This is a genomic window from Ruegeria sp. BHSB058, from assembly GCF_059613285.1.
In genome coordinates, this window is sequence record NZ_JBXWSF010000040.1 from 25,169 (window position 1) to 35,795 (window position 10,627).

9 protein-coding genes are annotated in these 10,627 nt (G+C 54.2%); 6 read left to right on the plus strand and 3 right to left on the minus strand.

The window, feature by feature from the left end; translation table 11 throughout:
• Positions 1 to 10: 10 nt before the first annotated feature.
• Both AC2FNB_RS11800 and AC2FNB_RS11805 read right to left on the minus strand, forming a co-directional pair.
• Positions 11 to 547: a tripartite tricarboxylate transporter TctB family protein gene (locus AC2FNB_RS11800; protein WP_496746499.1), complete on the minus strand. Its 537-nt coding sequence runs from the start codon at positions 545 to 547 to the stop codon at positions 11 to 13.
• Between the two features lie 61 nt (positions 548 to 608).
• A complete protein-coding gene (locus AC2FNB_RS11805; RefSeq protein WP_480750781.1) occupies positions 609 to 1,541 on the minus strand; it encodes a tripartite tricarboxylate transporter substrate binding protein in 933 nt (310 codons plus the stop codon).
• Positions 1,542 to 1,660: 119 nt separating this feature from the next.
• Here AC2FNB_RS11805 and AC2FNB_RS11810 point away from each other — a divergent pair, with 119 nt between their 5' ends.
• From AC2FNB_RS11810 to AC2FNB_RS11820, 3 genes are all read left to right on the plus strand, one after another.
• Entirely contained in the window at positions 1,661 to 2,437 is a 777-nt protein-coding gene (locus AC2FNB_RS11810) for an IclR family transcriptional regulator (protein WP_496746502.1), read from the plus strand.
• 76 nt (positions 2,438 to 2,513) lie between these two features.
• The gene (locus AC2FNB_RS11815; protein WP_496746504.1) at positions 2,514 to 3,869 is read left to right on the plus strand and encodes an aminotransferase class III-fold pyridoxal phosphate-dependent enzyme; all 1,356 of its coding nucleotides are present in this window, start codon (positions 2,514 to 2,516) and stop codon (positions 3,867 to 3,869) included.
• Positions 3,870 to 4,662: 793 nt separating this feature from the next.
• Positions 4,663 to 6,882, plus strand: coding sequence for an NADP-dependent isocitrate dehydrogenase (locus tag AC2FNB_RS11820; RefSeq protein WP_496746506.1), 2,220 nt, complete (start codon positions 4,663 to 4,665; stop codon positions 6,880 to 6,882).
• 35 nt (positions 6,883 to 6,917) lie between these two features.
• Here AC2FNB_RS11820 and AC2FNB_RS11825 read toward each other — a convergent pair whose 3' ends face one another.
• The gene (locus AC2FNB_RS11825; protein ID WP_496746507.1) at positions 6,918 to 7,679 is read right to left on the minus strand and encodes an IclR family transcriptional regulator; all 762 of its coding nucleotides are present in this window, start codon (positions 7,677 to 7,679) and stop codon (positions 6,918 to 6,920) included.
• A 281-nt stretch (positions 7,680 to 7,960) separates the two neighbouring features.
• Here AC2FNB_RS11825 and bhcA point away from each other — a divergent pair, with 281 nt between their 5' ends.
• From bhcA to AC2FNB_RS11840, 3 genes are all read left to right on the plus strand, one after another.
• A complete protein-coding gene (gene bhcA, locus AC2FNB_RS11830) occupies positions 7,961 to 9,151 on the plus strand; it encodes an L-aspartate--glyoxylate aminotransferase BhcA (RefSeq protein WP_496746508.1) in 1,191 nt (396 codons plus the stop codon).
• Positions 9,152 to 9,161: 10 nt separating this feature from the next.
• On the plus strand, positions 9,162 to 10,133 hold the full coding sequence (gene bhcB / locus AC2FNB_RS11835) for a beta-hydroxyaspartate dehydratase BhcB (RefSeq protein WP_496746510.1): 972 nt from the start codon (positions 9,162 to 9,164) through the stop codon (positions 10,131 to 10,133).
• 12 nt (positions 10,134 to 10,145) lie between these two features.
• Positions 10,146 to 10,627, plus strand: a 482-nt coding sequence (locus tag AC2FNB_RS11840) for an alanine racemase (protein ID WP_496746512.1), incomplete at its 3' end; no start/stop codon positions are given.

Consider the following 10,627-nt stretch of genomic DNA (forward strand, 5'->3'; position numbering starts at 1 on the left):
CGGGATGGCCTCATAAGTAAGTCAGGGCAAACGCCCGCAATGAATCAGGGAGGTACTCATATATCTGGCCCGCCGGGATTTTGACCTGCAAGAAAGCGCGAAACAAAATTGCTACGCTGACTCCGAAGGCGGCAGATGCAGCCAAGGAGGCAAAACTCGTGAACCCACAACGAACAGCTAGAAACAGCGCGAAGAGAACTGTCGACGGCAGGTATCCAAGGTAAGGGACCACCAACACATAGATGAGGAAATAGGCAACAAATTCCAGCGACCTCAGCCAGAAAAGTACTTCGCGCCAACGACCGGGAATTCGGGGGGACAGGGCTGAACTCAGGCAATGAAGCGCACCGAACAAAACCATTCCGTAAACGGCGATGGTTGGCCACAACGAAGGTTGTGCAAACCATTTGGTTCTTTTGACTAGCTTGGTTTGCTCTCCAAGCTGCGTCAGAAGAAAAAACGAGAAAGCGAGAAAAAAGATTGCAAATACAATGTCACCTGGCCGGCGATAGCGTTTGAACAAATCCTGCAGCGTTCTTACAAGCATTGACCTTCCTCCCTGCGAGTCATGCCCCCGGTCCATCCGGGGGCATTGAAGTCAACGAGCTTTATTCCCCAAGAATTTCAGCGACCTTGCCGAACATGGCTTTGTCAGATTCGATCTGCTCCGTGGATTCGGCCGCATCCTGCCAATAGATCAGAACACCAGTTTCATTTATCAGGCTCTGAGCTTGCTCGGACTGCAACGCCTTCTGCGCTGCTGCAGCAATCTTGTCGCGCGCCTCCTGAGGCACGTCTTTGTGAACGAAAAGCCCGTTCCACAATGACAAGGTCAGACCGGGTACCAGCTCGGTAACGGTTGGGGTGTCAGGTGTGATTGCGATACGCTGACTGCCGATACTTGCCAGAATGTGCAGATCATCCTTGCACGGCATGATCTGCTGCAGCGTCGTGTTGATGACATCCACATCGCCTGAAGCGAGTGTGTTGCAGTTCAGTTCGTCGAATGCGGCTTCACTTGCAAAGTCAAACCCACTTTCGATGGCTGCAGCCATAGTGATCTTGGTGGGCGGCAGGAACGTCCCGAAATGACCCAGTGCCACTTCGTTATCCTTGCCATGGGCAACAAGCTCCTCCCAACTCGAATACGGGGCATCTCCAGATGCGGCCACCACGAATGGATAGGTCATGAATATTCCCAGTGGCTCAAATGGGTTCGGAGAAAGTTCAGGAATGCCTATTTCCGGCCCGATGACCGGAACGCCCACCACGAACGAACCCACAGTATAGCCATCCGCAGGCGCGGTCGCGACCTCCACCGCCCCGGGAAACGGCCCGCCACCACCACCGGGCTTGTTCACTACAGCAGCCGGAACGCCGTACATCGACTGGAACTCATCCGCGATCAACCGGGTCAATACGTCCTCCAGATCACCTGGAGGCCACGGCACCACAAACGACACAGGTTTTTCCGGGTACTCTGCGAAAACCGCACTTGCCGTCAACACAAAAGCGCCTGCGAAAGCAGTTAGTTTGACCATAAGATTTCCTCCCAAGTTGGCTCATTATTTGAACCGTTATTTCAAAAATAAGATTGCTATATTAACTTCTTTGTGTCAAGCTTGATGTCGAGATGAGACGTAGCAGCAGGGCTTAAAAGGTGGGAACGACACTGAAGGCATTGTCCTTGTTGGACCTTTTTTCGACACAACACCCTGAACTGGGGCTGTCGCAAGTTACGCGCATGTCCGGCCTGAATAAGGCGACTGCGTTGCGTCTTCTTGGTGAGTTGTGTGAATTCGGCTTACTCGAGCAGAAATCGGACACCAAGCTCTATCGTCTCGGCAGTACGGTTCTGAGGCTCGCCAATCAAAGGGAAATGGCTTTTCCCACCCGATCCATTGCTCGCCCAATCCTACGGGAGTGTGTAGGAGCAACTGGAGAAACCGTTCATATGTCTCTGCTGGACAGATTCCACCTGAACACAGTTGCAATTGAAGAAACTCAAAGCCACTCGGTACGTGTAGTAGTGGATCCTTCCGAAATCCTGCCCCTGCACGCAACGGCATCGGGTTTGGTTGTAACTGCCTTTGGCAACAAACGCCTTTTGGAGCACCTCCTGACCCACGATCTACACAAGGTAACGAACAAAACAGTCACCAATCGCTGCGATCTTGCCGCAATGATTTCTACTATCCGCGACCGTGGGTATGCGGTCGCCGAAGGGTCATTCGAAGAAAGCGTCAAAGGAATTGCCCGCCCTCTGTTCGACGGCAATCAAATGGCTGTTGGCGCGGTTGCGGCGGCTATTCCAACTTCTCGTGCCACACCGGAACTCGAAGCCAAATGTCTGATATCACTGGAACGTGCGGCGGAAGAAATAACATCCGCCCTCGGGGGGCGTGCCCCGCATGACTATCCAAACTCAACTCACTGAACGAAGCCGAACCTCAATCGCAAAGTTCGTTTTTGAGAGTTCCTCTCGTCTTATTCATGATCCGGAGTTCAAGCCAATGAAAGATTCGAACTTTCTGATGGAAAATAACGGTCGCCATTTTTGGCAACCGATGACTCATCCTGCAGATGCTCAAACCAACCCACCTACCATCCTGACCGGCGGAGAAGGGGTTCACATTGTTGATGTCGAGGGGCACAAGACTATCGACGCGGTCGGAGGCCTTTGGAACGTTAATTTGGGCTACTCTTGCGAGCCAGTAAAAGAAGCCATCGCCCAGCAACTGTGCGACCTGCCATACTATTCATGCTTTCGAGGCACCACCAATGACAAAGCGATTGAGCTATCTTATGAATTGGCTGAATTCTTCTCGACGGACGGATTAACGCGTGCTTTCTATACGTCCGGCGGGTCTGACTCGGTCGAAATTGCGTTGAAACTCGCCCGTCAATACCACCGGATCAGAGGCGAAGCTGGGCGCACAAAGTTTCTCAGCCTGAAATACGGCTATCATGGAACCCATTTCGGTGGCGCAAGCGTCAACGGGAACGGTAAGTTCCGCAATGCCTATGAACCGATGCTGCCTGGTTGCTTCCACATTCCCGCACCATATGCCTATCGGAACCCATTCAATGAATCCGACCCCGAGCGACTCGCGCAACTGTGCTTGCAAGCTATCGAGGCTGAAATCGCGTTTCAGGATGCAAATACGATCGCAGCGTTTATCATGGAGCCGATACTCGGCGCTGGTGGCGTAATCCCCCCACACAAGAGCTTCATGCCGAAAGTTCGTGAAATTTGTAACAATCATGGGATCTTGCTGATCGCCGACGAAGTCATTACCGCCTTCGGCCGAACAGGCGACGAAAGCGGGTCTCGTCATTGGGGTGTAAAGCCGGATTTCATGACAACCGCCAAAGCGATCACCAACGGATATTTTCCGTTCGGGGCAGTCATGGTTTCGGATGAGGTTTCATCAGTTTTTGAAACAGATGTCAGTGGCATGGCCTCCGTTGACTCGGGCTACACATACTCAGGTCACCCCGTCGGTGCGGCAGCCGCACTGGCGTCGCTGGCCGAAGTTCGAAGGTTGCGGGTGTGGGAAAACGCTGCAACCAGGGGGGCCGAATTGTTCGGTGGCTTGCAAAAACTCAAGGAAAAACACGCATTGATTGGCGATGTGCGCGGCGGCGAAGGCCTGATGTGCGCTTTGGAACTGGTATCGGATCGAACGGTAAAATCGCCCGTTTCAAAAGATGTCCCTGTCAAAGTTCAGAAAGCGACTTATCAAGCAGGCGCAATGATCCGTGTCTCGGGTTGCAACATCATTCTTTCACCTCCGCTCATCATAACCGCTGAAGATGTCGAGACGATACTGTCCGCGCTCGATGCGGGATTGAGTTCGATCAAATGAACAAGGTAAGTCACCCTTTCAGATCCTGAATTTTCAAAGTTCGTTCAGCAAATCCGGAAATTGTTCGAGCCTGCGTGCACCGAATTGGGTTTGAACGGCCGATGGTTGGTGCTTGTCGTGGCCAAGCTGTCCAGCAGGAGCTGTCTCCTGGTCTTTGAGAAAGAGACTAATGTACAGCGCCCGTTATTGAGGTTTGGGCGACGGGTGTTCTGCTCGGGCCTTTCCATTGCGCACAGTATACACGGCAGGCAGGGTGGAATTAGACATACCTCATGCGGGATCGTCGACTGCTCAAGCTTTCTGGCATTCGCAAATTGCGCCATTTCGTGTTCCACTTATCCTGATTACCTAAGAACTTCTCGCGAATCGGCGACATGGTCTATTCGCGCACGCGCAGCAGCCATGCGATCGAAAGAGCGCGCAAGGTGTCCAGAGTCATTTCCTATAATTCAAAATTCGGCATTTCGGTCTCATCCCCGAAAAATGCCTTCTCAAGACAATCTCCGGCCAAGTGTCGCTACCATCAAAACTTGCTCTCCAGTTTTTCGCTGAACACTGGCGCTCAACCGTCTCACGATTGCAGAGAAACAAACAGTCGCGAGGAATTGCATCAAGTGGGGCAAAATGCGCATCTCTGACCGATTGATCCCAAACGCATAGGGATGTAAGGGAAGCTTGTCAAAACAGTGTCTCTGCAGGGTCGGGTCAATCAATCCGCTCCGCTTTCGTCACCACGCGGGTGGCCTCACACTCTTGGATCCCACGCCCAGAAAGGCAAAAAAGGTAAAGTAATATGGCAGATAAATCGAACTTCGACATATTGTATACCATTGTAGACGAAGCGCCGGAACTGGCGAGCGCATCCTTCCTGCCGATCATTCGAAAGTTCGCTTCGGCCGCAGGCGTGAGCGTCGGAACCAAGGATATTTCCCTTGCGGGACGCATCATTTCAGCATTCCCCGAAAACCTGACCGACGGGCAGCGCCAAACCGACGATCTTGCGGCATTGGGTGATTTGGTCAAGACCCGCGACGCCAACGTGATCAAACTGCCAAACATCTCCGCCTCGGTGCCGCAGTTAGTGGCGGCAATCACCGAGCTTCAGGGACAGGGGTATAACATCCCCAACTATCCCGAAAATCCCAAGACAGTTGAGGAAAAAGAGACTCGTGCCCGATACGATGCCATCAAGGGTTCAGCCGTGAATCCGGTCTTGCGGGAAGGAAACAGCGATCGCCGCGCAGCAAAGGCGGTCAAGAACTATGCTCAAAAGAACCCGCATTCGATGGGCGAATGGTCCAAAGACAGCAAGACCAAAGTCAGCTCGATGCCCGGCGACGATTTTTATGCCAATGAGAAATCAGCAACCATCACAGCCGCTCAGGCAGGTGATGCCAAGATCGAGTTCGTCGACAACGATGGCTCGGTCACTGTTCTGAAAGACGGTTGGAAGCTGGAAGAAGGCACGGTCGCCGACGCGACCTTCATGTCTGCTAAGGCGCTTGACGCCTTTCTTGCGGAAGCCATCGAGGACACCAAGGTGGACGGCACCATGTTCTCGCTGCACTTGAAGGCGACAATGATGAAGGTCTCGGACCCAATCATCTTTGGACATGCGGTCAAAGCGTGGCTGAATCCCGTATTCGAACAGTTCGGCGATGAAATGAAGTTGCTAGGTGTGAACCCGAATTCCGGCATGGGTGACCTGCTGGAACGCGTCAAGGGCAATGCCGATATCATGGCCGCGATCGAAGCCCTCAAGTCGGAGCGCCCGTCGATGTACATGGTCGACAGCGACAAAGGCATCACCAACCTGCATGTACCCAGCGATGTGATCGTCGATGCGTCGATGCCTGCCGTGATCCGTGCAGGCGGAAAGGGGTGGGACCAGACCGGAGCCAAGGGTGACACCAACTGCATAATCCCTGACAACTGTTATGCTTCGATCTATGACGAGACGATCAAGTTCTTCAAAGAAAACGGCGCATTGAACCCGGCAACTGCAGGCGCCGTGGCAAACGTTGGCCTGATGGCGCAGAAGGCCGAGGAATATGGCTCCCACCCGACCACATTCGAGGCGCAGGCAGACGGCATTATCCGTATTGTCCTGGCAAATGGCGAAGTCCTGCACTCGCACCAGGTCGAGGCCGGTGATATCTGGCGTGCCTGCACCGTCAAGAAAGCACCGATCGAAAACTGGATTCAACTTGCGATGGACCGTCAGCGATTGACCGGGTCCGAAGCAATCTTCTGGCTGGACGCCAACCGCGCCCATGACGCGCAACTGATTGACTATGTCAAACCAGCCCTTGAGGCAGCGGGCGTTGCTGACAACTTCCTGATCATGGCCCCACGCGAAGCCACCAGGCAGTCGCTTGAGACAATCACCGAGGGCGAAGACAGTATCGCTATCACTGGCAACGTGCTGCGTGACTACTTGACCGACCTTTTCCCAATCTTGGAATTGGGCACTTCAGCAAAGATGCTTTCGATCGTCAAACTGATGAATGGTGGCGGCCTGTTCGAGACCGGTGCTGGCGGATCGGCTCCGAAACACGTGCAGCAGTTGGTTGAGGAAAATCACCTGCGCTGGGACTCGATGGGTGAGTTCTGTGCATTGGGTGAATCGCTAAACTTCCTCGCGGATGTTAAAGGCAATGCCAAAGCTGGTGTTCTGGGCCGTGCGGCCGAAGATGCGACCCAAGGCATCCTGGACAACAACAAGTCACCGAGCCGCAAGGTTGGTCAACCAGATAACCGTGACAGCCACTATTGGTTCGCCCGCTACTGGGCCGAAGCACTGGCTGAACAAGATGACGATGCCGACCTGGCCACCGAATTCGCTCCGATCGCTATAGAGTTGGCAAACAATGAGGATGCAATCCTGTCGGAGTTTGCAGCGGCCCAAGGCAAGGCAGCCGATCTGGGCGGTTACTACCACACTGACCCTGCGAAAACTGCGGCCGTCATGCGCCCATCAGCGACACTGAACGCCATCATTGGCGGACAATAAGAAGACAAAACCCCCGGAGAAAGTCTTTGGGGGTTCTACTTTGCTTGCGGCTTAGGTGCACCTCCCAGTTTTTGCGTGATTTCGGCCGCCGCCTCAGAAACCGCGTTGCCGAACATTGCAACCGTTTCAACGGAAAAACGACTGCTTGGGCCAGATATGGAAATCCCGGCGCAGGGTTGCCCGGATTCGTCCAAAATCGCACTGCCAATGCAGGACATGCCATCATAGCGCTCTTCCGCATCAAACGACCAGCCACGCATTCTTGTTTCCGCCAGATCCCTGAAGAGTTCCTCCGAGCTTGAGCGTGTGTGTTTGGTAAAAGCCGTCAGACCAACGTCTTTGAGAAGGTGTTTAACCTCGTTTTCCGTCAGCATTGCCAAAATGGCCTTGCCTGTTCCGGACGCATGCATGGCCGTGCGGGTCCCTGGCGGAAAGAATGCCCGAATCGGGTTGCGCGTCTCAACCTGATCAATGAACACGACCTGCGCTCCGTCCGGGACCGCCAGATTGGCCGTTTCGCCGGTCTTCTCCATTAACGCCCGCATGACCGGTTGCCCGATTTCGGTCAAACTGGTGCGATGCAGATAGACTGACCCAGTGCGATAGGCTTCGATACCTATCATCCACTCCTGCGTAGTTTCGTCAAAAGACACAAAATCGTTTTTTTGCAATGTCGTCAGAATTCGATGGGTAGTTGCAGCCGGGATTTTCATTCCAAGAGACAAATCTGTCAGCGTTGCCCGCCCTGCTTTCGCTAAGGCCACCAACAAACCGAGTGCGCGATCCAATGATTGCAAAGTGGCGACATTGCTGTCCGAGAATGGTGATTTCGGCCGCCCGCGCGGTCGCTTCTGGATCGTCATGGTCCAGTCCTCCTGCCACCACTTTGCCAGATCGGGCCGTGAAAAGGCAAAGAAAACATTTTCCAAAAGCGTGGGATATCTTTCACTGAAAAATAATTTTGCGTTTTATATAAGTGTCTTAATATTTTCATTCATATTTCGGAAATATTTTTCAAAAAAATTGAAAAGCAAAAAACAACCAGCCATGCTTGCAGCAAGCAATGGAGGTTACCGCCATGTCCGATCAAAACCCCGTCTTCATTCCCGGCCCGACCAACATCCCGGATCGCCTGCGCCTTGCGATGCAGGCCCAGACACGGGATCACCGCGCGCCTGATTTCGTAGACACTTTCGCACCCGTTCTAGAAGATACCAAGAAGGTCTTTGCCACTACCAAAGGCCAAGTCATCACCTTTCCCGCCAGTGGCACCGGCGGATGGGAAGCGGCGGTTTCCAATACGCTTAGCCCCGGCGATAGGATTCTTGTGGCACGCTATGGAATGTTCAGCCACCGCTGGATCGATCTGTGCCAGCGCCACGGTCTTGACGTCCAGGTCATCGATTGCCCGTGGGGGAGTGGCGCGCCTGCAGACAAATTCCAGGAAATCCTGTCTGCTGACAAGGAGCATCAGATCAAGGCAGTCCTGACGACACATAACGAAACTGCCACTGGTGTCCTTTCAGACATAGGCGCGGTGCGCCGCGCGATGGACACCGCTGATCATCCAGCCATGCTGTTCGTCGATTGTGTCAGCTCGTTGGCCTCGGTTGATTTCCAGTTTGATCGCTGGGGCGTGGATATCGCTGTTTCCGGCTCGCAAAAGGGGTTCATGCTGGCCACCGGCATGGCGATCCTCTGCGTCAGCCCCAAGGCGCTGGAGGCAATGAAATCCGCCAAACTGCCGCGCACATTCTTTGATTTCCGTGACATGATGATAGCCAATGCCTCGGGCGGGTTTCCCTACACCCCACCTCTGCAACTGATTTACGGCATGCGCGAAAGCCTTAAGATGCTGTTCGAGGAAGGTCTGGACAACGTCTATGCCCGCCATCACCGGTTGGCCGAAGGCGTGCGCCGTGCAGTTGATGCCTGGGGTCTCAAACTGGTTGCTCAATCCCCAGACCTCTATTCCGATACCGTTAGCGCGATTTTTGTACCCGAGGGTTTCGACAGCAACGCTCTCACGGATCACGCATTCAGCGCATATGGTGTATCCTTCGGCATCGGCCTGGGCGAAATGAACGGTAGGGCATTCCGTATCGGACACTTGGGCAGTCTGACCGATGTGCTGGTTCTGTCTGGTCTAGCCACCATCGAAATGGCCATGGCTGACCTGAACTATCCGATTGAACTGGGCAGCGGGGTCGCGGCAGCGCAGGATTACTATCGCACCAGCCGCCAGACACCGACCAAAGCCGCAGCGTGAGGAGGACCGTATGCTCGACTACACTTCAGCGGCAGATTTGACGATCGACCACATGCGCGAGGCGCATGAAAGTATAAAACCACATATCCGACGCACACCGGTCTTGACCTCGGATTATCTGAACGACCTGACCGGCGCGCAGGTGTTCTTCAAATGCGAGAATTTGCAGGAGGCCGGGGCATTCAAAGTGCGCGGTGCCTGCAACGCGGTCTTTGGGCTTTCCGACAAGATGGCGGTGAAGGGGGTTTGCACTCATTCCTCGGGGAACCATGCCCTGTCGCTCTCATATGCCGCAGGCCGCCGGGGCATTCCGTGCAACGTCGTCATGCCTCGCACCGCGCCACAGGCCAAAAAGGATGCGGTGCGACGCTATGGGGGAACCATCACCGAATGCGAACCTTCAACCTCATCGCGTGAGGCCACCTTTGCCGAGGTTCAGGCGCGGACGGGTGGCGAATTTGTTCACCCTTATAACGATCCGCGCGTGATCGCGGGACAGGCCACTTGTTCGGCGGAACTGCTGGAACAAACCGACGGGCTCGACGCAGTAGTCGCCCCCATCGGTGGCGGAGGCATGGTATCAGGCACTTGTCTGACCGTTTCGAGCCTTGCTCCTGAAACTGCAATTTATGCGGCGGAACCGGAACAGGCTGACGACGCTTACCGTTCGTTCAAGGCCGGGCACATCATTGCCGACGATGCGCCCAAAACGGTGGCAGATGGGCTGCTGGTGCCACTCAAAGAGAACACCTGGCATTTCGTGTCCAACTACGTGACCGATATCTTCACTGCATCCGATCAGGAGATCATTGATGCGATGAAGTTGACTTGGAAATACCTGCGTGTGGTGATCGAGCCGTCTTCGGCCGTACCGCTCGCAACGATTTTGAAGAACCCCAGCACGTTCCGAGGCAAGCGCATCGGCGTCATCGTCACCGGTGGCAACGTGGATCTGGACAAACTGCCCTGGGTCAAAGGGTAAGGAGGAAGACCAATGAACAAACCGGCAAACATCGACGATCTGGAAGTTGGCTTTGACATCCCAGCCACCATTGGCATGGATGAAAGCGAAATTCAGACCCCATGCCTGATCCTCGACTTGGATGCATTGGAGCGGAATATCAAAAAAATGGGCGACTATGCCAAGGCGCATGGCATGCGACACAGGGTGCACGGCAAGATGCACAAATCGGTGGATGTTGCCAAACTGCAAGAGGAACTGGGCGGCGCGGTTGGCGTTTGCTGTCAGAAAGTGTCCGAGGCTGAGGTTTTTGCCCGAGGCGGCATTAAGGATATTCTTGTTAGCAATCAGGTGCGCGACCCCGCCAAGATCGACCGACTGGCCCGTCTGCCAAAACTCGGCTCACGCATCATTGTCTGCGTTGACGATATTGACAACGTGGCCGACCTGTCGGCAGCGGCTCAGAAATACGGTACCGAGTTGGAGGTTTTCATCGAGATTGACTGTGGCGCAGG